The sequence below is a fragment of the Mycoplasmopsis canis PG 14 genome, from assembly GCF_001553195.1.
Taxonomy (GTDB): domain Bacteria; phylum Bacillota_I; class Bacilli_A; order Mycoplasmatales; family Metamycoplasmataceae; genus Mycoplasmopsis; species Mycoplasmopsis canis.
Window position 1 is genome coordinate 243,187 of sequence record NZ_CP014281.1, and the last position, 26,997, is coordinate 270,183.

Genomic DNA, 26,997 nt, shown 5'->3' on the forward strand with positions numbered 1-26,997 from the left:
CCCACTCTGCTCTAATGAAAATGTATTTCATTAAGTAAAGTGAGTTTTTAAGTACCTAGTAATTTTAAAGATTTTAAAGTTTGAAATTTAGATAAAAATTAGAAAACTTTTTTTAAACCAAAAATATTTGATAAAAAATTTCAAAATATATTACCTGGAGATTTTTTGTCGATAACTTTATTAACAACAATTTCGGTTGTTATTGTTTTAGATGAAATTGATTGGTTTTGTCCGATTTCATCAATTAATTTAATTAAACTGATCACTTTATGGTCAATAAACTTAATTAAATTTAATGACTGATTTGCTTCAACTTCTTTTACAGAAACTTTAAAATTTAGTTTTGCGTATTTTCTTTCTAAAATCTTAGATAAAAGAAAGTTAAATTTATTCTCATTTAATACGAATTTAACTTCATTTAAGTTGAATTCGTCTTTTAATTTAATTATTGTTTCATCAACTTTGTCGGTTAATTTTTTTTGAATATTTAGCAATATCTTCTTAATATTTAAGTTTATTTCATCAAAAGTATAGCTAGTACTACTTGAAGAAATAATTTCGTTAAGAATGTATTTTACTCTGTATTTCGCTTCACATGTTTTTATTTGGAATTTTTTAGCTATTAATTCCAATATATCTTGGAAAGGAAGATTTATATATTCATTGTATAAAATAACACCATTTCTAACAATATTTACTGATATATATTCATCATTTAATTCTAATAAATAATGGGTATTCTCATTTTTGTATTCGCTAGCTAATACTTGTGATGCTGTTACTATTCTAACTGAACAACTCATTTTTTTCTTAATTTCATCGAGATCTGCAACTAGTTTTAAGAAAAATTTATCAATTTCTTCACTCCTGTCTACGTTTAGACTTGATGAAAAAACATTTAAGTACTCATAATCTGTATTTTCCGGAAATTGATTATAAGTCTTTGAAGTGCCATTATTTGTTAGTTTGAATTTATAAATATCAGAATTTAAAGTTCATGAGTTATTATTTTTTACTATTGAATTTTTATTTTTTGATAAAAATTCTTCATAAGTTGTGAATGATAATTCTTGTTTTTGAAAATAAATTTTATTAAAGAAGTTGTCTTCAAAAATAAAGTTTATAAAGAGATCATTGTATTCTTTATTAGATAAAGAATGAGTATAAGTATATATAAAATTATTTAATTCTTCAAGATTTTCGAAGGTGTTAACCTGATCTTTTTGGTGTTTTATAAAATTGTTGTTTGTTTTTAAAATTGAGGAAATTTGTAAGTTTTTTTTATTTATATTAAAAGTTATAAATAATTTTTCCTTCATATCAGCCCCCTCAAGCTTAAATTACAAACATTTTTTTATTATTCTTAATTTCGCACTTTTTGATCTTTTATTTTCTTGAATTTCTTCATTACTTGGTAGTATTTGTTTGATTTCATATTTCTTTTCTTCCTGGATTGGCATCTTATCAGGAATAGTTGAATATGTTATTTTTTTAATAAAATTTTTAACAATTCTATCTTCGATTGAATGAAAGGTTATTATTGCTATAACACCTTTCGGGTTCAAAATTTCAAGAGAATCATTAAGCATTTTTTCTAATGAACTAAGTTCATTATTTACTTCTATTCTTATTGCTTGGAAAATTGCTTTAGCTGGATTTTTTTGTCTTAAAAGAGCTGCAGGATAAGCATTTTTGATAATCTCAACTAATTCTAAAGTTCTTGTAATTGGCCTTTGAGAAATGATGGCCTTCGCAACTTTTTTATGAAGCTTTACATCAGCGTAATCACGTAAAATTTGGCTAATTTTTTCTTCAGAATACTTGTTAATCACATCAAGAGCAGAAATTTCTTGCTCTTGATCCATTCGCATATCTAATACAGCATCTTTATTATAACTAAAACCTCTATCAGCTTGGTCAACTTGTGGTGATGAGAAACCTAAATCAGCTATAATTCCATCAACTTTTTCAACATTAAGACTCTTTAATTTTGATTTTATATTTTGGAAATCACTTTTAATTAAAGTAAAATTATTGCTTATTTTTGATAATTTTTCACTCGCCATTCTTATAGCAAATTGATCTTTATCAAATGAAAATAAGTGTCCTGATGTTAGCTTCTTGAGAATTTCTGATGAATGTCCACCCATACCAAGTGTTAAATCAACATAGATTCCATCTGGTCTTACACCCAGACTGTCCACGGTTTCATTTAACATAACAGAATAATGTAGTTTATCCATTAATTATTTCCCTAAAGAAATTTCTTGAGCCATAGCCGCAATATCATCTGCGCTATATTCGCTCTCAAAATTATCATACATTTCTTTTGACCACATTTCAACAAGTGTTCCAGCACCAATAAAAATAACTTCTTTTTGGATAGCAAGTTTTTCAACAACATGTTTAGGTAAACTAATTCTATTCATGGCGTCCAATGTTACTTCGAAACTATTACCAAGAATTGATCTTGTAATAATTCTTGCTCTTTTATCAAAAGAACTTTGATCTTCTAACATTTTAATGTATTTCATGAATTCTTCTTTAGTTCTCAAATCTGCGTTTCCGTCAAATCCGATAGAAACCATGAAATTAGTCCCTAAATATTCTCTTATTGCCGGAGGAAGAATAACACGATTCTTATCATCAGCATTTCGAGAATGTAAACCATAAATTATATTTACCATTTTCTCCCACTATCCTACAATATTTTACCACTAATTTTTTAGTTCAAAAGAATTTTCATATTTTTTTCTAAAAAAAATTATAAAAAAATCAAGTGATTTTGTCTCTTGATTTTCTATTTTAGTCATTTTGATTCAATCACTCAAATGCCGCATTAACATCAGCAATTTCTCCTATTAGAGTAACTATATCATTGTGATGAATTTTTGATAATCCGTTTGGACGTATGCTTTTCCCTTTTGATTTTATTAATACTAATGTAACCCCTCTTTTATTAAAGTCAATATCTTTAAGAACTTTATTGTCAAGTGATTTATTTTGAATTACTGTTGTGCCGATAACAAAATCATCTCCAATTTCTTGTAAGTTTTCGCTGTACCTAACAAAACTCTTGTTAGCGGCAATTAGAGCAGTTCTTTTACCTGTTTCGTACTCTGGACTAACAATTGTTTCAACACCAATTTGACGTAGAACTCTTGCATGTCTTATGCTTGTAGCTCTAGCTATAATGTTTTGTGCTTTTATTTCTAACAATGCAGCAACAATTTCAATATTTTCAGGTACAGCAACTACTATAGTACCAATTTTATCTAGTTTATTGGCTTTTAATAATTTAATATCTGCTGCATCACCTATAATTAAATTTTCTATGTCTTCTTTATAAGATCTTAAGTTTTCTTCATCTTTATCTATTAGTGTTATAGTTTTACCAAGTTTTAAAAGTTGGTCTACTACAGATTGCCCAAAACGTCCTGATCCAATAACTGCTATATCATTTGTATATCTAACTTTCATTTTCTCTCCTAACCAATAACAATATCTGTTGTTATATATTCATAATTTCTTTGTGTAGATTTTTTTCTTCTTCAAACTAACAGTGATGAAGAAATACCAAATTGTCCAATAAACATAACAAAAATTAAAGTAATTTTAGAAATTATATTAAAGTCTTTAGTTAATCCGGCTGATAAACCTGTAGTTCCGAATGCACTTGCAACCTCAAATCATATATGTTCTGTTTCGTAGAATGAGTCATGGATATTTTGGCCATTTATAATAGATAATTCATCTGTATGTATCTTGCCTCCATGTATGTCAAAAGATGTAAAGCAAATTAGTGAAGAAATAATCAATATTATTAATGCAATAACTAGAACTTGTCCAGACATAAAAACTGTTCTAGGTTCAATTGCTCTTTTGAAAATTCTTACTCTATTTCTACTTAAGATTACCGAAATAACACTTAGAATGACAACTGCTAATGTTGTTGTTCTTATACCCCCACCAGTCGAAGATGGAGCAGCCCCAATAACCATCATGATTATCATAACAATTACTGAACTTCTTGTGAAATCTCTCATGTTTACCGTTGCAAAACCTGCACTTCTTGTTGATAAAGAAGAAAATAATATTGCAAAAGTTTTATCAAAATCATTTCCATACATATAACCTTTTTCTATGTAATTTTTTAATGATCCATTAAAAGTTTCTTTATTAATTAAATCAAAAAACTCTTTTGCAATAGTTGTTGTTAATTCATCTTTATTAGCAATTTTATGTAAATTTATTAGTTCATTATATATAACTTGTCCTTGGATAGTGTTATCTTGTTTATAATCTCCTACAACAGTTACTCATTTTACATAGTCATCTTGCATATTGTTTGGCACATATATCTTGTTCCATAATGAACTTGCACTATTTGATGAATACTCATAACCAAATAAAATTAAAAACCCTACAATAAATACTAGTAAATAAGTTATTGAAGAAACTTTAGTAAATAAAGAGAATCTATATTTATTTTGTTTTCTTCTTAACTTATGTTTAATAAATCTATGCACATCATAAATAACTGGGTATCCTAATCCACCTATTATTAAAAGTGTTATAAACCAAATTTGTAAAACATAATTTTGATAATAAGGCATTAATGAGTGTCCAGAAATAATATCAAATCCTGCATTATTTATTGCTGAAATGGTGTGGAAAAATCCAAATCTAAAAGATAATTCTCAATTGTGTTGCGGACTTACAAATTCGCCTATAAATTGACTAATCCCATATGTATGCGTTGGAGGCGCAAAATAAAAGTAAAATGTCATTCCGAGTCCTGATATTAATGAAACGGATAAAATAAATGTTACAGATGACTTTAAAACATGAGAAATTTTATTAACGTCTTCATGACCCCTTTCGTGTTGGATCATTTTCAATGTATTTAATAATGTTATATTTTTTCTAAAAATAAAGTTTATAACAAAAAATTTTAAAGCAAAAATACCAATACCACCAGATAAAATCAAAATAGCAATTGTAGCTTGTCCTAATACATTTCAATGTGAATAAGTATTATAGACCACTAATCCTGTATCACTAAATGCGCTCGCTGTAGTAAATAAGGCATCTACATAATTTTTTGCTGACGATCAATCAGAAGTTGGATTTTTTTGTGTTATTGGACTTCATAATAATAAACTAGAAAAAAGCACAATTAAAAAATAAACAACTAATAAATATTTTAATTTGGAAACTTTTTTTAAATAAATAAAAGCTTTATCTATTGTTTTTCCAAAAAATGTTTTTTTAAAAAATGACTTAATTTTTTTCATTTTCTCCTCTAAAAACCTCTTTAAAATAAAAAACTCATTATTTTACATAATGAATTATATTAAATTAGTTGTCCTTTGCGTTTTTCATTGAACGCATAATTTGTCTAATCTGTGATTCACTTGCTTTTCTTCCCATTTGTGAAAACATAACACGAATCATCTTTTCATTTACAGGTGGATTTTCTCTTAATTGCTTCTCAAAAAAACGTTTTGTTAAAAAGAAAGTTGTTATTGCTGCTGCTGCTGCCACACCAATAGCTACTAAAATTATCATCATAACAAAAATTCCTGTTGACATTTCAACCATAATGATTACCTCCTAATTATATATTTAATTAAATATATAATATCTATTTTAAATTATTATACTATATTTTTACAACTTTATTCTCTTTTGATTACTTGTATTTAATATTTTCGAAAACTTCTAAACTTAAGTCTTTTAAAAAGTTTATTATTAAATCTGAAGCGCTCAATAGATCACTAATTGAACAAACACCGATAGGGCTATGTAAATATCTTTGTGGTAATGAAATTGTAATTGTTGCAGCTCCACCGTTAGGTGAAAATTGCAATTCTTTTGCATCAGTACCGCCACCAGCTGCAACAAATTTATAAGCTTTAATATTATGTTTTTGCGCTGTTTTAACAAAAAACTCAACCAATTTAGGGTCCATTAAAGTTCCACCATCTTTAACTCTTAAAGCTGCGCCTTTAAATAATGCAGTTGTACCTTCTATTGTGCCAAATGTATCATGAGATGAAGTTGTGTCTAAAGCAATTGCTATATCAGGTTTGATTATGCTAACCGATGTTCTTGCTCCCCTTGTCCCTACCTCTTCCTGAACTGTTCCGACTAAATATAGGTCAACATCTAAATCATAATCCGCTATATTGTTCGCAATAGTCTCTAATACAGTTACGCCTGCACGGTTATCCATTGCTTTTCCACCGATTAAGTCAGGGTTTTTAAATTCAATAACTTCACCAGACATTTGGATTCTATCACCAATTTCTACGCCATAATTTTCTGCTTCTTCTTTACTTGCAAAACCAAAATCTACATATAATTCATCATTAGTAAGAGCTTTTGAAATCTTTTCTCTTTCCATTATATGAATACTTGTATGTCCAAAAACACCTAAAAACTCTTCATTTGTAGAAGTGATAAGTTTAGCTTTTGTTCCAATAACTGTTGAAGCTCAAATCCCGCCAATAGGCGAAACTAAAATTTGACCTTGTTTAGTTATTGACTTAACTACATAACCCACTTCATCCATGTGAGCTGCAATCATAACTTTTGGGGCATTTTTGTTTTTTGAAGGTTTGTGAAATATAATAGAACCAAACTTATCTCTAGATACTTCATAAATCTTGTTTATATTGTTTCTTAATTCTTCAGCTACGGGTTCTTCATATCTTGACATAGCCTCTATGTTCATGTACTTAATTAATCTTTCTTTAAATTTTTGTTGCATAGTTACCTCTATTTCTTATATTCTGCAATTAGGAAATTAATATTTTTACCAAGTGATGATCATTTCTCTTCATAACCTGTTCTAAAATTAGTTTCATTGTACTTTGAATCATGTAAATTAGTTGTTAAATCAATAATATTTCAATTATTTTGATTTAAAGATTCAACAGAGAACTCAAAAAGTTTATCATTATCAGTTTTGAAAAGTAATTGACCTGATTCTGTTAAAAGATTTTTATATAAATCCAAGAAAGTTTTATATGTTAATCTTCTTTTTTCGTGAGCATTCTTTGGTCATGGATCCGAGAATGTTAGCCAAATTTTATTAACTCTACCTTCAAAAATATTTGGTAGTTCATTAGCATCCTTTGCTATGATAAAAAGATTACTTAATTTAAGGTCATTAATCTTTTTTAAAATCTTATTAGCAACTGTTGGATACTTTTCAAGAGCAAAGTATCTAATATCAGGGTTAGATTTTGCTAGTTGTGAAATCATTTCTCCCTTACCAGCACCTATTTCAATAACATCAGTATCTTTAACTTTTATAGGAAAATCTTTTATGAAAAAAGTAGATTCGTTTAATTTAGTAATCGCTGTTTTGTCATGTCTTAATCTCATATTAAATATATTATAATAAAAAACTTTAATTTTAGTTATAAATTAAAGTCTATTAAAAAAGCTTGCATAAGCAAGCTCAATATTATTCATTTTCTATAGTCGTTTCTGATTGTTCTTCGTTTATATGAGTTTTTATAACTTCAACTGCAACTATTTCATCACTATCTTTGAGATTTATTATCTTAACACCTTTTGTATTTCTTGATGTTTCACTAATTTGACTAATTTTGACTCTAATTGTAGATCCACTCTTAGTTATAACTAATAATTCATCTTCTGACTTAACATAAGATGCAAAAACAAGATTTCCGGCTTTTTCAGGGTTAATTCCTGAAATACCTTTAGCTCCCCTTCTTGCGATTCTGTACTCAGATTCATCAGTAATTTTACCAAAACCTTTACTTCCTAAAGAAAGAACTAAATTTCCATCTTTATTCGAAGATGCATTTATTACATATTGATCATCAACTAGTTTTATAGCTTTAACACCCATCGCAGTTCTTCCTAATGCTCTTACATCATCAATATTAAATAATGCAATATTTTTATAATTATTTGCTACCAAAATATTATCGCCTTCTGCAGCAACAAAAGCCCTAACTAATTGATCTCCTTCTTGCAATTTAAAAGCTAATAAACCATTTCTACGAACATTACTAAATAATGATAGTGGAGTTTTTTTGAAAATACCTTTTTTAGTTATTGTAGCTAGATATAAATCATCCTCAAATGAACCTGCATCAATAATTGAAATAATTTTTTCTCCACCTTCTACATTAAGTGTTTCAATAATATTTATAAAAGGAACACCCTTGCTTTGTTTTGAGCCTTCAGGAATTTGATATCCTCTAAGAGCATAAGCCTTACCAAAGTTAGAGAATAATAATAAGTCTGTATGAGTAGATGCCTTGATAATCATTGAAATATCATCATCGCCATAAGTCTTCATACTTATGCTTCCAACTCCGCCTCTATTTTGTGTGTTGTATTCATCTAAATTAATTCTCTTAACATAACCATTAACTGAACTAGTAATAACGATTTCACTCTGAGGAATTAAATCTTCGTCATTTATTTTTCCAACCCCAAAATAATCGATATGAGTTCTTCTTTCATCAGAATACTTCTCTTTTATAACTGTTAATTCTTCGATTATTAAGTTAATTAATTTTTGCTCATCTTCTAAAACAGCTTTATATCCCGCTATTTCAATATATAAAGCATTTATTTCTTCGACCATTTTTTCATAATTTAAACCTGTTAAACGACGAAGGTTCATGTCTAGAATTGCCTTAGTTTGTCTTTCAGATAAATTAAATCTTTCTGCTAATCTTTCTTGAGCTATTTGATCTGTTTTTGAAGTTTTAATTATTTTTACTACTTCATCAATGTTTTGAACAGCAATTTTTAACCCTTCAAGAATATGCACTTTTTCTTCAGCCTTAGCCAAGTCATAATTTAATCTTCTTGTTACAACTTCTTTTTGATGATCAAGATAAACTTCTAAACCTTGTTTTAAATTTAATGTTCTTGGCTCACCCTTAACTAGAGCAACAACGTTTGAGCTATAAGAAACTTGTAAATATGATTTTTGAAATAATTGATTTAAGATAATGTGTGCATTAAATCCTTTTTTAATATCTAAAACTATTCTAATTCCATTTAAATTAGTTTCATCTCTTATGTCCGAAATACCTTCAATAACTTTATCTTTTACAAGATCCACTATTTTTTGAACAATTGTACTTGTTTTAACTGCATACGGAATTTCTGTAATAATAATCCTTGACTTTCCATTTGCATTTTCTATCACTTCAGTTTTAGAACGAACTATTATGCTTCCGCGTCCTGTTTCATACGTATCTACGATACCTTTTTTACCTAAAATAATTCCACCAGTAGGGAAATCAGGCCCTTTTACATGTTTCATTAATCCACTTATTGAAATTTCAGGATCTTGAGCTAATGCAATTGTAGCATCTATTATCTCACCTAAATTGTGTGGTGGTATTTCTGTAGCCATACCGACAGCTATACCTGAAGCTCCTGTTACGAATAAATTAGGAAATCTTGATGGAAGTACAACGGGTTCTTTTTCTGTTGAATCATAGTTATCAACAAAATCAACAGTATCTTTTCTAATACTTTCTAATAGTTCACCTGAAAGTTTTGTCATTCTTGCTTCTGTATAACGCATAGCCGCTGGTTGATCACCATCAATAGAACCAAAGTTACCGTGTCCGTCAACTAAAGGATAACGCATTGAAAAATCTTGAGCCATACGTACCATTGCATCATAAACTGATGTATCACCGTGTGGGTGATATTTACCAAGTACATCCCCTACAATACGAGCACTTTTTCTATGTTGTGAGCTTGCGGTGATACCTAATTCAAACATATCATATAAAATTCTTCTATGTACAGGTTTTAAACCATCTCTTGCATCTGGTAATGCACGAGAAACTATAACACTCATTGCGTATTCTAAAAAAGAAGTTTTCATCTCGTTATCAAGTATTACAGGATTTAATCCATCAACAGGTTCAGAGATTAATTGTGATTCTACTTGATAATCATCACTATTTTGTGGTGCCTCTTCTTCTTGTTCATCAAATTCTTTAACTTCTTTTTTCTTTTTGAATATCATTCTGCTATCTTCTTCATAATCATATTCTTGTTCTTGGTCTAAATCGTTGATTTTTTTGATTTCTTCATCTTTATTCAAATCTTTTTCCATATTTAACGCTCCAAAATATCAATATTTAATAAAATTTATTTTATTAAATAAATTATATCATAAAAATGGCTAATTTCAAGTGAATTTGGCTAATTAAAAAACCCCTTTCGAGGTTTTTTAATTATTTTTCAATTTTAATTTTAACACTTGGTCCCATTGATGCTGAAACTGTTAAGTTTAACATATATGTACCTTTAACAGCAGCTGGTTTAAGTTTTTTAATTAAAGAGATAAGTACTTTTGCGTTTTCAACTAAAGCTTCTGTAGACATTGATTTTTTACCAATTAATGAATGAACAATACCTGCTTTATCTGTACGGTAGTTTGCTTTACCTTTTTTAAGTTCTTCAACAGCTTTTTCAGGAGTTGGTGTAACTGTACCTGTTTTAGGGTTTGGCATTAAACCTTTTGGTCCTAATTTTTTACCATATTTCCCTAATAAAGGCATCATTGCAGGGTCAGCAACCATAACATCAAAATCAAAGTCATCTTCTTTGATTTTTTGTTCTAAAGCTTGTCCATCAACAACTATGTCAGCTCCTGCTTCTTTTGATAATTTTGCTTTTTCAACATTATTTGTAGCAACTAAAACTCTAACTGATTTTCCTGTACCATTTGGTAATAATACAGCACCACGTAATTGTTGGTCAGCTTTACGAACATCAAGGTTTAAGTTAAATGCAAGGTCTATTGATGCATCAAATTTAGCGTATGAAGTTTTTTTAGCTAATTCAATTGCTTCTTCTAATTCATAAGCAAGTGTTCTGTCGAATGATTCACGAGCATTTTTAAGGTTTTTTGATAAACGTTTAGCCATTATTCATCTCCTTCGTTAGCTTTTTCTTCATCACTAATTGTTTTTACTTCAATTGCTTGACCTTTTGTTTCAGCTAAATTAGCCAAGTCTGCATCTAATGCAGCGGCTTTAGCATCTGCTAAAGCAGCAGCTTTTGCAGCAGCTTTTGCAGCGGCTTTAGCTTTAAAAATATCGTCATAACCTTCAACTAAAACACCCATTTGTTTTGCTGTTCCGGCGATTGTAGCCATAGCAGCATCAACATCGTTTGTGTTTAAGTCAGGTAATTTATATTCAGCGATTTCTCTTAATTGTTCTTTAGAAATTGTTGCAACTATTGTTGTTTTAGCGTTTTTTGAACCTGATTGAATTTTAGCAGCTTGTTTAATTTTGTATGAAGCTGGTGATGTAAATAATTTGAATTCAAATGTCTTATCTTTGTAAACTGTAATTTGTACTGGAACTGGTTCGTCCCCTCTATCTCTTGTTGCATCGTTAAATGCTTTTGTAAACTCAGGCATGTTTACACCTACACCAGCAAGTGCAGGACCTGGTTTAGCTTTCCCGGCAGGGAATTGCAATTTAGCAATACGTTGTATTTCTTTTTTTGCCATGTTTGTATCCTTTCGATATTGTGGTCTAGCGATATTCTTTATATCTCCCACTAGTAAGAGGCAATATTATTTATATTGCTTTTTAATTATATTAAAAAAGTTAATTTATAAAAATGATAAATAAAATATTTAACCACTATAAGCAAGCTATAAATGATTTTTTTATAAAAAAATAGGTCTTACAACCTACTTTATTTTTCCTTTTTTATATCTCTTAAGAATCAAGGCATACTTACTTCAGATGGTTTGGTTAAATGTCATCTTATTATTTGAGCAGCAAGAGAATTAGTGTTCTTAAGATCTAATGGGTGTTCATTATCATAATTAATTCCAAAATAATTCATTGTTGAGTGTTCATTATTTCATGATTGTAAAAATGTTAATGGCGCACCAGAGTTTATTGTTGATATATATTCATTATCATCACCTAAAATACCAGTACCTGAATTACCTGCATTATAAAATGTTGGAACATATCCGTTTTGTCTAATTAAACCAACAGTAGTGGTTGATGATGCGGCTCTATTAAGATAATATCCTGATTGTTTTCCATATGGGAAACCGCTCATACCAAATCTTTTTAGGTTTTGCCCAAAGTAAACACCTTTTTTAACACCACTAAAGTCTAGTGTTGTATCTTTCAAGCTAGCTCAGTTTTCAAACCAAAGAGCAAGATCAAATTTTCCTTCTCTTCTTGCGTTTTTAATTAATTCTTTAACATCTACAGCAAAAATTGTTATGTCAACATTTTGGCCATTTACTTGTTCACCTTTTTTATTCTTTTGATCAACACCTGATCAAATAAGTTCTATAGGGATATTATTAGCTGTATTTAAACCGCCTCAATATGAAAATCCTGCATCAACATTATTTCCAAAGTTATTTGATGTTTTTGTTATATATCCAGCAGTGTGTTTATGAGCAAGTCTATCACCTTGTAACTGGCTAAAACTATCTATATGTTGTACGTGATTATTTGTAATTATATAGTATCTTAAGTCATTAGGATCTTTACTTACCTTTGCAATTTGAGTTGCTGTACCTCTATTATATGCGAAACTTCTAGCTCTTACATTATTAACTAGATCAATATTTTTTCAAGAAGAATGCATATACTCTTGGTCTTGTAAATATCCGTTATGTAATTCATAAGAAACATTTTGGTTAGGGTTGTATTCTTTTGAATTAATAACTTCTTCAGGTGTATAAAATGTTATTGGCTGATTCTCTTGATTGTAATCTAAGTGTTTATAATCGAATAAGTTAGTTTCTTGGTTAAATTCTTCGTGTTCAATAGAATTAGTATAAACAACACTAATTTGAGCACCTTCATGGTTTAAAAGAAATGCTTTTTCTTTGCTAAATTCTCCGTATCTTGTAGATAATTCTTTAGATGTTATCGCTTCTGCATACGGATTACCTAAAAAGAGTTTAAATTCTTTTTCAACCATTTCAACTTCTAACTTTATTCCTTCACCGCTAATATATTTCGCTCTTATAGTGAAATGAGGTCTAGGGTAAGAAGAATTAGTATTTTCATTGGTATATTCATATGTTTGAATAGTAGAAGTTAATGTTTCTCCATTTATCATTCTTTCGAAATCAAACTCAAATGAATATCCTTTTTCTTGCCCACTTATTCTTGTTAATCTTTTCAAATCTTGTATCAACAAATTACCAAATAATTGAACTTTAATTTTTCTGTCTCTAGAACCATTTTGCAACAAGGTTTTTCTTATATATTTCTCATCTAAAGTTCAAAATGCTTTTTCCTCGCTTTTGTTAAATGATCATAATGTGTCCTTATAATATGGTTCCAAAATTCTTTCTCTTTTTATAGAATTTTCCGAATCAAAAATGGTTTTTAAATTATTATTTTCAAATAATAAACTATTTGTTGTTTCAAATGATGTATCAGAAAATCCAGAAACTTTATACCAATTATTTCCTTTGTACACTTTATTAGATACTGGATTTAAATATTTGAATTTTATGTAAATAGAATTAGTCCCATTTGTTGAACGAACACTTTTTACTTCATCCACAGAAATGTTTTCTTTTGATAAAGAATAATTTTTGTATGATAAGGAATTTTCCTTTCAAGAAAACATAGTTTGTATTTCTTGACTATTTGATCTTACTTTTTCTGCAAATTCATTTAAGCTTAATGTTCCTGGTCTAAAAGTAAAGTCACTAATTTTAATTCTATTAAGTAAAACTTGTGGATACAAATTCTCCTTATAATCATTTCTCAAATTGATTAATTTTATAGTTTGGCCGTTTGTAAATCTTTTCTTTGTATCTTGTTTGTTTATGAATCCTAACTTAAATGATAAAGAATTATCTTGATCACTTGTGACATCATAAAAATACATAAAATAATCATTAATTAATTTTTTAAAATTACTATTACTTAACGATTCTCCATCTGCGCTTATGACATCGTTAGATGTATAAAAGTCATCATTTGATGTATTTGTATTAATTGGTTTATCATCTGCAACAGTACCCGGTTTTGTATTACTAAATGAAGAATCTTCGCTTTCTTTTGCAGAAGAATCATTTAGTTTAAGAACATAGTTAATCATTTCAAATGCTTTTTGTTCTATTATATCTTTAGGGTCAACCAATGCATATAATTTAGTTTTCTTACCGACAGATCCCTCTGTTTTTCTAAACAAGAAACTTCTACTTGTTATTGAATTAATGATATTTTTATCCTCATCAGATACTCTTGACTCAGACTCGACAAAATCATTTTGTGTAAATCACTCTGATCCCTCTAAAGGTTTAATGTCCCTAAATGATAAAGGTTTAAAATATTTGATTTTTTTAGAAAATGAACCGAAATGATATTTTTTTCTTGCGTCTTGAAATACAAGTTTGTACTTATTATACTGTTCGTTTAATGGTTGACCATCCTCAGTTATTCAAAATCTTATTTTTGCTGTCGCTCCTTCACTTGATTTTTTTGGATCGCTTGCTAGATTTGAAAATTCTTCTAATGAATGTGCATAAAGTTGAAATTTACCTTTTTTAGGTAATTCGTAGTTCTCGTTAAATACTTTAATAGCATCCTTAGAATTAAATTGATTATGAGTTTTGTTTTTATCTTTTACTTTAATAAATTCATAAAGTTTTGAAGGATCTTCTTTATCACTTGTTTCAATTAAGCTTTTTAAAAAGTTTAAATCCTTAACATCTTGATCATCAGAATTATTTAATTTTGACGTAACTGGAACTATTAATTCTCTTGGTGGTTGTCCATTTTTAACTATATTAAATTTAAATTTGGCTGAATAAAATGGTCTATCGGTTGATTCAAATATAACATTATTATCGAAATTGATTAATTCGTATGTTATCCCAGGATCAACATTGATATTAAATAATTTATTAATCATATCCGCTTTAAGACTATTCATTATGGACTTAATTTCATCAGTGGTTAAAGCGCTAGGATTATTACTTGAAGAAGTTGGTTCAATTAAGTTAACAAGTGACTCTAATGTTTTGTTTGCTAATTTTGAATTCTTATCTTTTTCTTTATTAAAAACATTTATTGTAAATCATGTGTTAAAAAGACTTCCTTGTTTAGAATGTAAAATGTAGTTATAAAAATAAAATTGATCTGGATTATTATAAAATTCTGAGCTCTTAAATTCATCACTCATTGTAATTGAAATACCTTTTCAAAAATTATCTTTTAACGAAACATTATTTAAAGTTGATAATTTTATATTTTTAAATTTTTTGTTATTAAACCAAAATTCAACATTTAAAGATATCTTATTATTCTCGAATGAAATAGTTTCATCATTAATTTTATAAGTAAAGAAACCATTTACATTGTTTAATTTTTTCTTAAAAATTTCTAATATTTCATTTTTCTTATCCACTAAATCAGACTCGAAATATTTGTTAAAATCATTATACTCAAACTCAAATAATTCGTCTAAATTTGTAAATGTAATTGCATTAACCTTTTCATTAAAGTCATTTGAAAAAAGAACTTTTTCAGTAACTTCTGTAACTAATGATTCATCAGTTTTACTTTTTGCTTTATAAACAACATTTAACTCATTGATATTATCATCAGATACATAAACATTTTTAAATTCTAGCTCAACACCATCTACTTCATTTTCAGATATAAATAAAGGTTTATTTTCAGAAGTTATAGAAGCACTGTATAGTAGATTTTCCATACCATAAGCGTTAACTCTATCGCTTATAGAGGAAGTTAATGAATTTTCAACCATTGATTTAAATTCATTGATTTTGTCGCTACTAATATCACCATTTAATTCATTTTTTAGCTCTTCTAATTTTTCTAGATCATTTTTAATATCTTCTAATTTTGAGTTAAGTTCTAAAAACTCATCATTTGTTTTTAATTTATTTTCTTCTAATAGATTTTGTATTTCAACTAATTTTGCATCAAATTCATCTTTATTTGAAGCATTATTATATTTCTGTGTTTGTTTAACTTCATTCGCTTTAGAAATAGCACTAATAATTTTATCAACTACTTGGTTATATGAACTTGCTCTATCTTTAACTTCTTTGATTGATGCCGAAATTGTCAAATCATTGATTTTTTCAGAATATTTTATTTTCAATGCATCTGATAATTTTTCCAATGATGAAACAAATGCTTTTGCTTCATTTTTTTCTTGTTCTATTGTTTTTTCTTCACCACCATCTTGTGACGGATTATTATTAACATTTCCTGAATCATTATTTGGATTTTCAGGTTTTAATGCATTATTAAAGTCACTAATCAAAATAATCATTTCTTCTAGTAATGATGAATCAGCAAATTTATCTTCCTTTACTTGGTTGCTATCGTTAAAGATATTAGCAAATTTAATCAATGCAGCATGTTGTTTTTCATTTTTTGTTTCTTTAGCCTTTATTTCATTTGCAGCGCTAATCAATTCTCTAGCTTTACTATCGATATCTATAATATTTTTTAATGAAGACTTTAAGCTTGAATTCGCTTTGTAATCATTTTTCATTGCCGTTTTGTAAGAGTCTATACTATCACTTGATATGATAGGAGGATTTTTAAATAAAATTGCTTTAATTTGATTAAAGTCTTCTTGTGAATTTTGAGTTCCTGAAGCAAATTGCCCTAACTGATTTTCTAATTCTTTGATTTTAGATTTATTATTAATTAATTCAGTAATTGAATTTGCATTTTTGTTATTTAACAATTTTTCAAGGTTATTCTTTTCTGCTTTTACATCGTTAATTTTTAAGTTATTTGCGTTTTCCAAAAATTCGATAAATTCTATATTAACTTTTTCATTTTCTAATTCTTTTGAATATTTTTCAATAACAGTTCAATTGATTAAAGATGATTTAATATCTTCAATATTTAAAGAGTTATCAAATGATTCTGATTGAGATAATTCTTGTAAATATTCTTTCATATTAGATGGAATATTTAAGTTTTTATCCGCTAATATTTCCTTTAAAGATTCTCTTTTATCTTTAACTTTATCCTTACTTAAACTTTTACTTATTGCCACACCTGTTGCTGTACCTGCAATCGCAAGACCAAGCGCCCCTAAGGCAATTCATAAAAGTTTTTTCTTGTTATTTTTTTTATCACTCATATTTGCTCCTTTGTTACTTTGTGAATATTATTAAAAATAATATTAAAACATTATACATTTTTTATTTTTTTCGGTCAAAAAAATCTTATTTTTTTATATTTTTTAATTAATATTAATTAAATAAGAAAAAAATATGTTATATAATTTTACTATGTTTAAATACCAATTAAATATTAATATCAACAACAAAATTAAGGCACCAGAAACTTTTGAAAACGAAATGGAAAAAATACTTCAAAATTTTGCTAATTATTTTAAATTAGACAGAAAAAAACAGATAATGTTAGATGTTTCAATTGTTTCGAGAAATGAAATAAGAATTTTAAACAAGGAATATCGAAATAAAGATTATATAACAGACATTTTGTCTTTTGATTTTAGAGATAATGATCTTTATTCAAAGTTGCCTTTTATCCATTTAGGTGAACTTGTTATTTCATGAGATAGAGTTAAAAGACAAGCAAAGAAATTTAATCACTCAATTAGAAGAGAATATTGCTATTTATTTACTCACGGCTTAGTTCATTTACAAGGTTTTGATCATGAAGTCGAAAACGAAAGAATCGAAATGAATAAAATGGTTGATGATATATTTAACCCATTAGGTATAACAAGAGAGGAATAAAACTATGAATATAGAAACACTAAAAAACTTATTAAAAAGATCTTATGCACCTTATTCAAATTTTCAAGTTGCTGCTATAGCAATTGATGAAGACGGAAAAGAATATCATGGTGTTAATGTCGAAAATGCCGCTTATCCATCAGGGTTATGCGCTGAAAGAAGTGCTTTATTTGGTTCAGTAGCATACGGTGGTAAAGTTGGGACATTCAAAGAAATCCATATTATTGCTAAAAAATTAGATGAAATTAGTCCATGTGCTGGATGTAGACAAGTTATGACTGAATTTATGCCTATGGATGCTTTAGTATATCAATACTCAAATGATGGATCTAAAGTAAGAATTAACAAACTTTCAGAACTTGTACCATACCCTGTTCACATGAAAGATATTCAATAATGAAAATTTGTTTTGCAAGCATATTAGGTAGACCGAATGTAGGTAAAAGTAGTTTAGTAAATGCTATTGTTGGTTATAATGTTGCTATAGTAACCGATACAGCACAAACAACAAGAGACCAAATCACAGGAATATATACAGAAGATGATTTCCAACTTATTTTTACTGATACACCTGGTATACATAAACCCGAAAATAAACTTGGTGAATCATTAAATAAATCTGCGTACGATGCAACAAAAAATGTTGATGTACTTTTATTTTTAAGTCCTGCAGATGAAAAAATAGGACCTGGTGATAGAATGATTTTAGAAAAAATTTCTAATCACCCTCATAAAATTGCTGTTGTATCTAAAGTTTCAAAGATAAAGGGTAATCCTGAAGCAATGACAAAAAAAATACAAGAATTATCTGAATATAATTTTGAACATATTGTTTCAACTGATGTTAATAATTTAAATTCAATTTATTCTTTAATTGATTTAATAAAAGATAATTATTCATATGAAGGTGAAGCACAATATGATGAGGATTATGTAACAGATAAAACAGTTAGATTTTTAGCTAAGGAAATAATTAGAGAATCAGCAATTAACGCTCTTTATGATGAACTGCCACATTCAATTGCTGTAGAGATTTTAGAATTCAACGAAGATGATCCAGACCACACGATAATTGATGGTATTATTTATGTTAAAAAAGACTCTCAAAAAGGAATGGTTATTGGAAAAAACGCTTCTAAAATCAAAGAGATTGGTAAAATTGCAAGAATTAAAATCATGCAACAATTACAAACTAAAGTTACTTTAACACTTAAAGTCAAAGTTGCAAAAAAATGAAATGATGATCCCGAGTCATTATCAAAATTTGGTTATTAAAAAGCACTAAATTGTGCTTTTTATTTATTTCAACTTAGTATTTCATTCAATGAAAAATAGTAATCACTTTTAATTTTATCGTGTAATTTTGCAGAACTACTTTTAGTTTCTTGTAACTTTTCATTTAGAGAAGTTATTGTACTTGCGCCTGCAAAATAGAAATTAGCTTCGTCATTTTTTTGTTCAACTAAACAAATACAAAGAGTTAATTTAATATTATTATTCTTATTTTGTTTTATGTAATTCAAATACTCTTGATAAAGTTTTTTAGTTTTATCTTCATCTATATCATTATTGTAGGTTTTAATTTCTAAATAAACAAAGTGATCATTACTTTTTATTAAAAAGTCCGGATATGAGTTAGCCACTTCTAGTTCACTAGTTATATATTGGAAATTTACTCCATTATTAACTGGGTTTTTTGATCAAACTTTTACATTTTTGTTGTTCCTAATGACAGTTTTAAGTTCTTTAACAAATAATTTTTCTGAATTTGAATCTAATCTAAATTCGATTTCTTCTGATAAATTATCTCTGTATGCAAATTCGCTATTTGAGTTTATTTTGCTTTCGCTACTTCCATATTCATTCATGTAAGTTGGTAAAAGATTATTTTCATCTAGTTTATAAATAATTGAATTATCTAGTATTTCTTTTTCAAATTGATCATTATATCTTTTTTTCAATAGATCACCGAATCTTTTAATGAAAATAAACCAAAATATATGTTTGTTGATTTCTTTTTTAAGATTCATTTCATAAAAGTTTCAAACAAATTCTAATATTCTGCTAGTTAAGTATTTCTTGAATTGATAAAATGATTTTTTATTATAAATTTCAAGTTCAAGTAGATTATAAATTTTGCTACTTACAAACAAGCTTTTACCATAAGTTTTAGATTCACTTATGATAAACCCATTTTCATTAAATTCATTTTTAATTGACATACTTTTTTGGATAAAAACTTCCTTATTAAAATGATTTTTATTTTGGAGTTCTTTTAGAATTTCGTTACTATAAACTTCTTCGTCAATTAGTTTGTTTTTATATTTTAATTCAATACTTCCTGAAACAAATTCCTCAGAAATAAATTTATCTTTTAAAATAAAAGATTTTGAAGATTCTTCTTTAATATTTACATTACTATATAAATAATAATTTTTTGCAACAGATGTTTCATGGAAATCAAATTCAGGAAATGGATTTCTTTTAATTCTTCCAATTGTTTGAATACTTAAATTACTTGATGAAACATGTCTTAGTTGCACTAACATACATGCTCTAGGAATATTTCATCCTGTGGCTGGACCTACCTTAAAAATAATTACATCAACTGGTGATGAATCTTTGGAAATGTCTCTTAGCGAATAATTTGATTTATGTCTTAAATTACTATCTTTGTTATTTTGATCAAAATATTTTACTCATGATAAATTATTTTTTTCTAATGTTTTTATAATTAAATCAATGTTTTGGTCAAAAATTAAACTTTTTTCTTTATCAGAGCTATCATTATCAACTTGAATAAGCATAGCAGGGTTAATTCCAACTAATCCAGGTTCATTAATATTATCATTATATTTTTCTTTTATTATTTTAAATTCTTCACATGCTTTTTGTAAAATAACTTCATTATCTAATAAACTACCGTCTTTAATATTCTTGTTGTAATATTTCTTGTTTTTTAACAACTGAACTCTATCATTAAGCAATTCATCTTCAGTTAATTCAATTAAATCATGGTCGGTTTTTGGTGTTGCAGTCATTTTAACAATAAAATGAGCAGAATTTTGCATTTTTTCTTCAAAATTCTTTTCATATTGATTAGTTTTTTTGACTTCGGCACCAATATGCGCTTCATCACGTATATAAATTAGTTTATATCCGTTTAATCTAATTTCTCCTAAAAAAGATTCTATCGATCCTTGTTCTGATAAAATAGAGTTTTTTCTAAAAGAAGCTCCACCCATTATATATAAATGATTTTCTTTAGCAAAAAATTGATAATTTTTTTCTATTTTAGAATTTTTGGCTACATTTGATGGGCTTTCAATTCTTTCAATTTGAATATCCTTGTTCAAAAGATATTCTTTATAACTTTTAAAACTCTCTTCCATTTGTTTTGGTAATTCAGCACTTGATAAGGTAACTATTACAAAAACAAGTTTTTGGTCACTCTCTAATTTACTTCATTCAATTAATTGGTCAACATAATTAAGCATCATAAAAGTTTTACCTGAACCAGTTGGTGCCTTAAAATATGTTGCATCAGGAATATTTGATTCTATACTATTAAGTGTTTTATTAACCAAAGCATTAATTACACGAGATTGAGAATTAGTTAGATTCATTATTTTCCTTTAATTGTGGTTTTAATGATAATAATGAATTTAATAAATTAGTATAATCTTTTTCACTTTCTTCACTAAGCGAATTCACTCCAAAATCTTTTAATAATTTAATTAATTCTTTTACAATTTCTTTAACATCAATATTATTAAATAAACTAATATCATAATATTTTATGTTATAAACATTTAAATTAGATTTATATGGTTCGTTTTTGTTAGTTCACTCAAAAGTTTCTCCTTTTGATCCTATCCCATGATTTATTCTGTATAGTCTTTCATAATTTACATCTATACCAATGTTGTTTTCGTTATTTGTTACAAGGGTGAATGTTCTGTTACCTCCGTCTTCTTTGTTAAGTTCTAAAACGGCGTGAGCTGTTGTTCCTGAACCAGCAAAAAAATCTAATACTTTTGCATTTTTGTTAATATGCTTTGTTAATATTCACTTTAACATTTCTGTCGATTTAGGATATTGAAATTTTTTAGAATTAAGAATATCATTAAGTATTTTGTTCCCAAATTTTCTTGTATCAAATTTTTTTATAGTTGTATCAGTAATGTAGCTTGTAAATCTATTTTTGTGATAAATTGTGTATTCCCCATTTTTATTTTTGAAAACAAGTTCTTTATCATGCTCTCTTAAAAATCTTTCCTTGCTTCAGTTCCATGGATACTGAATTTTATTTCTTATTCCTGGTCTTATAGGCACATAATTTTTAGAAATTAATTCATTATCATAATCTCTAAACTTATTATTTTGTACATCATATTCGTCTCTTAAAATAATGTCTTGTTTTAACTCATTAAAATAAATTGTATATCCTCTATTTTTATTTTGTGATAATGGCGAATTTATTGAGTCAAAACTATTTGTTATTGCATAAAAACCTTTTTCATCCCTAAATTTATATTTTTTCTCATCTATATTTATTAGTTCTTGGGCATTCAAAGATGAAACATAATGCTTTTTATAAAGAATGCAATACTCATGTTGTGTTTTAAATTTTTGAGAGTTATTTGCGCCTTGAGCTGTTTTATCAATAATAAAATTAGCAATAAAATTTTCTTCACCAAAAATTTCATCCATTAAAACTTTTAAATAAGCTTGTTCCGCATCATCAATTGATACAAAAATTACTCCATCATCTTTGAGAAGTTCTTTAGCTAGTTTTAACCGTTCATTCATTAAATTTAATCAACCATTTCGAGAGTATTTGTCTCTATAAACGAATTTGGTTGCTTGAACATTTTCTTTATCATTTGCGATGGAATTTCCATCATTTTTTGTTGCTTCTGTATTGTAAGGAGGATCAATATAGATTAAATCGTATTTAGCTGGCGCGCCAGCTCTCTCTCTCTCTCTCTATGAGCAATAAGTTCTTTAGTGCATCATAGTTCTCTCCTATTATTAAAGTATTTTCTTTTGTTTTATTTTCATCTAAAACAAAACTAAGATTGTCATCTTTTTCTAATAATGCAATAGTTTGAGAATTTGATTCAGGTGCTGAATCAAATCTAAATCCAGTTTTTATTCTTTGTGCTATAAATTGAAAAACATATTCCAAATCTTTATCTTCGAATTTTTCTAAAATCCTTATAGCTAAATCTTTTTGATCTTGGTTTAATTCTTTTGATGAAATTTCATCAATTAAACCTTTAAACTTATCAAGTAAAGTCACTATTCCTCCTTATTTACTTATTTAAAATTGTTTATATTATGTGTGAGTTTTCAATAACAAAACTCTAATCTTCGAAATAAAAATCTTGTAATTCATAAGTTGTAATTTGATCTAAAAATAATTCATATTTAATAATCAGTTTAATAAGTTCATTCCCATCAATTAATGTAATTGGAGTACCTTCTCTTGATGCTTTGCGCGCCGCATTTGTGAATCTGCTATTTGTAATAAAAACTCCATAATCAGCTTTAAATTTATTCATTGCCCCAAGAAATTGATTGATATCTGGTTCAGTTACTGGATTTTTATTAAATCTTTTACATTGAATAACTACTCTTGTTGTTCTAAAGTCTTTATCATCTTTATGATACCCAAGACCATCAATGCCTCCATCATTAGAAATTTGTATACCTTCTTTATCACTAAACTCCACGCCCATTTTAGTGAGAAGAGCTCTAGAAAATTTTTCAAATCTAGATGGTGACATTTTAGCAATTGCATCTTGTAATTTAAGACCAAGAACATCTTGATGTTCCTCTGCTGCTGTTTCTTCTTCTTCAGTTATTTCTTTTTTATTAAAATTATTTTTAGCTATTTCTTGATTATTGTAATCATTTTTTCTCTTACTTGCAAATTCTTCTCAATAAACACTTGCCTTATCTCTCACTTCTAATTTTGGATCAAAATTAGATAAATTTACCTTTGCACCAATTGCGGTTAGTGTAGTTTGTGGTTTGTATTTTATATAAAAAATAAAACCAACATATAACAACTCTTTCATTGCGATATTAAATGCAAAATCAAATTTCTTATACATATTTCCTGTTTTTTTAGAAATATACATTTTTTGTTCAAATTCTGCAATATCATCATCAATTTCGCTTATTCTATTACGTATTTCTGAACGATCTAATTGACCCCCAGCACCCTGAAGAACTTCGATAATATATTTAATTAAATGAGATATTTGTTCGTCTCTGCTTAATTTTTCATATTTCATCCTAACTCCTTTAATATATTAATTTCAAACATTTTAAAAACTATTTTACAGTTCTAATATAAATTTTAATAAGACAAAATAAAATTCTTATCATTAATAAAAAATAAACTTAATTAATTGGGGCTTTACATTTATTTAATAAATTTATCTTGTTTTATTTACTTATTTAAATTGTACCATTTTATACAAATATTTCTTCATGTTAAATATAATTGAAAAATTAATTTAAATTTTTATTTAAACTTTAAAATCTTTTTTAATTACTTTTAAAGTTATTTAATGATTTTGATACAACAGATTTTATTCAATACATAAATTGCTACTTTATTTCTTTTTTACGCTTTCTTTATCAACTACCATTTTATTTGTAGTTTTTTAAACATCTAATAATAATTTCCCTAAGTCAATAATGTTTTTAGATGTAATTACATTTTGACCTATTTCTCTTTCTATTTCTTTTCTAGCATCACCTGCAATATTACATCCACGTTTAGATACTTTTTTGTTCTCTTCTAAACCAAAAGGGTTAGTTGCATTAGTTATATCTTTTATTGCGGTTTCTGCAAGCATATTTAAGACAAGTTCAGTAGTTGTAATGTTATCTCTTAAATTTTCTTTCTTAAGTCCTTTATAATCTTTATATTCTCTAGCAGTCACACCTGATCACGCCTTCGTAATTTCATTTGTTATAATTGCACACTCTTTCCCTTCCTTTACACCGTGATCTTGTCAAGTGTCTCTGTTAATTCTTTTCTAACTTGTATAGCTTGTAATCTTTGATTAATTCATTTTCTTGTATAGCCTTTTTTAAGATAAGTTTCTAACGCTCTATCTATTATCAGTTCAGGGTAAATTATTTCGTCAATTCTTTCTTTACCAACTTTTGCAAGTCACATCTTGAATGGTTCAACTTTAGGTGATGGTATAGATTGGATAATACGAAAAATACCTTGCATGTCGGATACGTCAGTACTTCTCATTTTTCCATCTAATGCTTTCATTTTTAAACTGTTACAATTTGTAACGGTTTCATTTCCTTCATCTTTTAATCTCTTTTTTATTACTCTCCAATACACTTAGGGATTTTCGCTTTGAGTTAGCACTTTTACTACATCAACTATTGAAAAATATGACTCTTCTTTATCATTATCTCAAACTGACCGTATTTAATTCCCTTCAAACAATTTTATTTCTTTATTCATTTTTCATACTTTATATATTGTATATTTCGCTATTTTTTTCTATTAGATTGCAAAAATAAAAAATATGATATCAGTTTTAAGCGTACAAAATTTTAAGTTAAAGTCAAAATATGAATTCTATTAGGTTTTAATGCTTATAACAATTATTACATATTATTAAATAAAGAATTAGTTGAAATAAAAAAATATTTTAAATGGTAAATTAATCAAATGATTTGTTAAAAAATCATAAATTTTGTACTAAAGATAATTATTTATAAAATATCTGTTTAATTTATTGAAAGTATTTATAAAAAAATATTAACATTAATTCAAAATTAAGAAATTTAGGTTTCTTACTTGAGTTTTCAATACCCTTTTTTCGCACTACCTATATATTCTATTTTCCCTTCATTCTTTAATATAGCGAGATCTCTTTCAGTGGTTGCTTGGGATACTCTTAGCATATTTTTAATTACTGTTGAAGTTATTTGATCATTTTCTTTTATCAATTCTAAAATTCTTTCTCTTCTTTTGTGTGGTATTCTGTGTTTAACAGCTTTTCTTTTTTGACCCTCATTTTGACCCTCATTTTGACCCTCATTTTGACCCTCATTTGCACATTCATAATTACGATTAAATAATGTAACAATTACTCCATTATTTGAAACATAAAAATCTGGTTGTTTTTCAAAGTTAAGGTAATCTTCAAAAATTCTTCTCACACCAGATGCATAATTTTCTATAACATCAATTTTACTTAACGCATTAACTATTATCTTATTTCTTTTCGCAACCATTCCCATTTTTATATTTTCTAAAGTCAATCCATCAGGTAGACTTCCAGGAGAATAAATTTGTACTCTATCATCATAAAACTCTATTTTGATATCCCCAGTTAGCGTATAATCTCTATGACAATAACAATTTACTATTGCTTCTCTTAATGCTCTTTTTGGTATATCTAAATATTCATCTCTATCCGGTTTTTCAGAAATAGTAATTCTTTTTCTATTTGATAAACTTGCAAAATACAAAATTTCATCTAGCTGCTTTAAAATAGAACCTGAAAACTCTTTTTTATCAAGGAACACACTAACATCCTTACCTTGAAAAACAGCAAATTTGCTAATTGTTGGATTTTGGTCACTCAAAAGCAATGCTGCATTATTAAAAATGTTATCCTTATTAATCAATGATAAAGCATATAAATCAAATTTCAATCCCTTTTCTTTAAATCTATTTTCAATATATTTAAAACTTAAATCTTTAATGCTTATTGATTCAGATTCAAAATCATTTGCGTAGTTTTGTTTAATCATTCTTCGGATTTCTTCTAAACTTGCTAATCTTTTTGTACTACCAACCCTAATAAAAATTCCTTTGGAATTAAAACCTTCTCCTTCTTTAAAAAAATATGGTTTATTTTTTCCTTCTAATACCTTTATTTTAAAAGGTATTTCGTTCGGTAAAATTTGAATTAAATTTGTAGCATTAGGACTAAATGCATCAAATATTCAATTTGATAATTTTTGCTCCCATTCTTGTCTTTTTGCTTCTATAATTTCTTGATCTATTGTTCCATCATCCCTTACACCTAAATGTATTTCTCCTCCTTCAGTATTTAAAAATGAAACTATTTCTCCCTTTAATTTGCTTGGTTTTTCTGGTATATCAATTTTATATTCAATTTTATTATCTTCCATAATTTTACTTT

Annotated in this window: 22 protein-coding genes; 3 read left to right on the forward strand and 19 right to left on the reverse strand. The window is 27.1% G+C overall.

Annotated elements, in window-relative coordinates; all coding sequences use genetic code 4:
- Positions 1-98: 98 nt before the first annotated feature.
- From AXW82_RS00910 to AXW82_RS00965, 12 genes are all read right to left on the reverse strand, one after another.
- The gene (locus AXW82_RS00910) at positions 99-1,319 is read right to left on the reverse strand and encodes an MAG3720 family protein (RefSeq protein ID WP_004794888.1); all 1,221 of its coding nucleotides are present in this window, start codon (positions 1,317-1,319) and stop codon (positions 99-101) included.
- A 21-nt stretch (positions 1,320-1,340) separates the two neighbouring features.
- Entirely contained in the window at positions 1,341-2,243 is a 903-nt protein-coding gene (rsmH, locus tag AXW82_RS00915) for a 16S rRNA (cytosine(1402)-N(4))-methyltransferase RsmH (RefSeq protein ID WP_004794886.1), read from the reverse strand.
- A gap of 3 nt (positions 2,244-2,246) precedes the next feature.
- A complete protein-coding gene (locus tag AXW82_RS00920) occupies positions 2,247-2,687 on the reverse strand; it encodes a division/cell wall cluster transcriptional repressor MraZ (protein WP_004794884.1) in 441 nt (146 codons plus the stop codon).
- Between the two features lie 118 nt (positions 2,688-2,805).
- Positions 2,806-3,480, reverse strand: a complete 675-nt coding sequence (locus AXW82_RS00925; RefSeq protein ID WP_004794882.1) for a potassium channel family protein — start codon at positions 3,478-3,480, stop codon at positions 2,806-2,808.
- Positions 3,481-3,488: 8 nt separating this feature from the next.
- Complete coding sequence (locus AXW82_RS00930; RefSeq protein WP_004794880.1) at positions 3,489-5,297, reverse strand: potassium transporter TrkG; 1,809 nt, start codon at positions 5,295-5,297, stop codon at positions 3,489-3,491.
- Between the two features lie 64 nt (positions 5,298-5,361).
- Entirely contained in the window at positions 5,362-5,604 is a 243-nt protein-coding gene (locus AXW82_RS00935) for a YneF family protein (protein ID WP_004794878.1), read from the reverse strand.
- A 91-nt stretch (positions 5,605-5,695) separates the two neighbouring features.
- Positions 5,696-6,775, reverse strand: a complete 1,080-nt coding sequence (locus tag AXW82_RS00940) for a M42 family metallopeptidase (RefSeq protein ID WP_004794877.1) — start codon at positions 6,773-6,775, stop codon at positions 5,696-5,698.
- Between the two features lie 8 nt (positions 6,776-6,783).
- Entirely contained in the window at positions 6,784-7,395 is a 612-nt protein-coding gene (trmB, locus tag AXW82_RS00945; protein ID WP_004794876.1) for a tRNA (guanosine(46)-N7)-methyltransferase TrmB, read from the reverse strand.
- Positions 7,396-7,477: 82 nt separating this feature from the next.
- Positions 7,478-10,135 carry a DNA gyrase subunit A gene (gene gyrA / locus AXW82_RS00950; protein WP_004794874.1) on the reverse strand — a complete coding sequence of 886 codons (2,658 nt, stop codon included), beginning with the start codon at positions 10,133-10,135 and terminating at the stop codon, positions 7,478-7,480.
- Positions 10,136-10,256: 121 nt separating this feature from the next.
- The gene (gene rplA, locus AXW82_RS00955; RefSeq protein ID WP_004794872.1) at positions 10,257-10,952 is read right to left on the reverse strand and encodes a 50S ribosomal protein L1; all 696 of its coding nucleotides are present in this window, start codon (positions 10,950-10,952) and stop codon (positions 10,257-10,259) included.
- Entirely contained in the window at positions 10,952-11,545 is a 594-nt protein-coding gene (gene rplK / locus AXW82_RS00960) for a 50S ribosomal protein L11 (protein ID WP_004794870.1), read from the reverse strand. The genes rplA and rplK overlap by 1 nt, the downstream gene beginning before the upstream one ends.
- A gap of 191 nt (positions 11,546-11,736) precedes the next feature.
- Positions 11,737-17,169 (reverse strand): MGA_1079 family surface serine endopeptidase, encoded by a 5,433-nt coding sequence (locus AXW82_RS00965; protein WP_060913321.1) that lies wholly within the window; start codon positions 17,167-17,169, stop codon positions 11,737-11,739.
- A gap of 133 nt (positions 17,170-17,302) precedes the next feature.
- Between AXW82_RS00965 and ybeY the strand changes: the two genes are divergently transcribed.
- From ybeY to era, 3 genes are read left to right on the forward strand one after another with little or no spacing between them, the layout of a single operon-like run.
- Positions 17,303-17,794, forward strand: a complete 492-nt coding sequence (ybeY, locus tag AXW82_RS00970) for an rRNA maturation RNase YbeY (protein ID WP_004794868.1) — start codon at positions 17,303-17,305, stop codon at positions 17,792-17,794.
- A gap of 4 nt (positions 17,795-17,798) precedes the next feature.
- Positions 17,799-18,191 carry a cytidine deaminase gene (cdd, locus tag AXW82_RS00975; RefSeq protein WP_004794865.1) on the forward strand — a complete coding sequence of 131 codons (393 nt, stop codon included), beginning with the start codon at positions 17,799-17,801 and terminating at the stop codon, positions 18,189-18,191.
- Positions 18,191-19,069, forward strand: a complete 879-nt coding sequence (gene era, locus AXW82_RS00980) for a GTPase Era (protein WP_004794859.1) — start codon at positions 18,191-18,193, stop codon at positions 19,067-19,069. Before cdd ends, era begins: the two co-directional genes overlap by 1 nt.
- A gap of 20 nt (positions 19,070-19,089) precedes the next feature.
- Here era and AXW82_RS00985 read toward each other — a convergent pair whose 3' ends face one another.
- The 7 genes from AXW82_RS00985 to AXW82_RS01010 all read right to left on the reverse strand — a co-directional run bounded on the left by AXW82_RS00985 (position 19,090) and on the right by AXW82_RS01010 (position 26,986).
- Complete coding sequence (locus tag AXW82_RS00985) at positions 19,090-21,420, reverse strand: DEAD/DEAH box helicase family protein (RefSeq protein ID WP_004794857.1); 2,331 nt, start codon at positions 21,418-21,420, stop codon at positions 19,090-19,092.
- Positions 21,407-22,744: a site-specific DNA-methyltransferase gene (locus AXW82_RS00990; RefSeq protein WP_060913322.1), complete on the reverse strand. Its 1,338-nt coding sequence runs from the start codon at positions 22,742-22,744 to the stop codon at positions 21,407-21,409. Before AXW82_RS00990 ends, AXW82_RS00985 begins: the two co-directional genes overlap by 14 nt.
- Positions 22,745-22,751: 7 nt before the next feature.
- Positions 22,752-23,099, reverse strand: a complete 348-nt coding sequence (locus tag AXW82_RS03690) for a hypothetical protein (protein WP_004794853.1) — start codon at positions 23,097-23,099, stop codon at positions 22,752-22,754.
- A gap of 64 nt (positions 23,100-23,163) precedes the next feature.
- Complete coding sequence (locus AXW82_RS01000) at positions 23,164-24,099, reverse strand: restriction endonuclease (RefSeq protein ID WP_060913323.1); 936 nt, start codon at positions 24,097-24,099, stop codon at positions 23,164-23,166.
- A gap of 375 nt (positions 24,100-24,474) precedes the next feature.
- Positions 24,475-24,756, reverse strand: coding sequence for a hypothetical protein (locus tag AXW82_RS03695; protein ID WP_223212181.1), 282 nt, complete (start codon positions 24,754-24,756; stop codon positions 24,475-24,477).
- Positions 24,757-24,812: 56 nt separating this feature from the next.
- Positions 24,813-25,175, reverse strand: coding sequence for a BRO family protein (locus AXW82_RS03700; protein WP_223212182.1), 363 nt, complete (start codon positions 25,173-25,175; stop codon positions 24,813-24,815).
- 461 nt (positions 25,176-25,636) lie between these two features.
- On the reverse strand, positions 25,637-26,986 hold the full coding sequence (locus AXW82_RS01010; RefSeq protein WP_060913324.1) for an ATP-binding protein: 1,350 nt from the start codon (positions 26,984-26,986) through the stop codon (positions 25,637-25,639).
- Between the last annotated feature and the right edge of the window lie 11 nt (positions 26,987-26,997).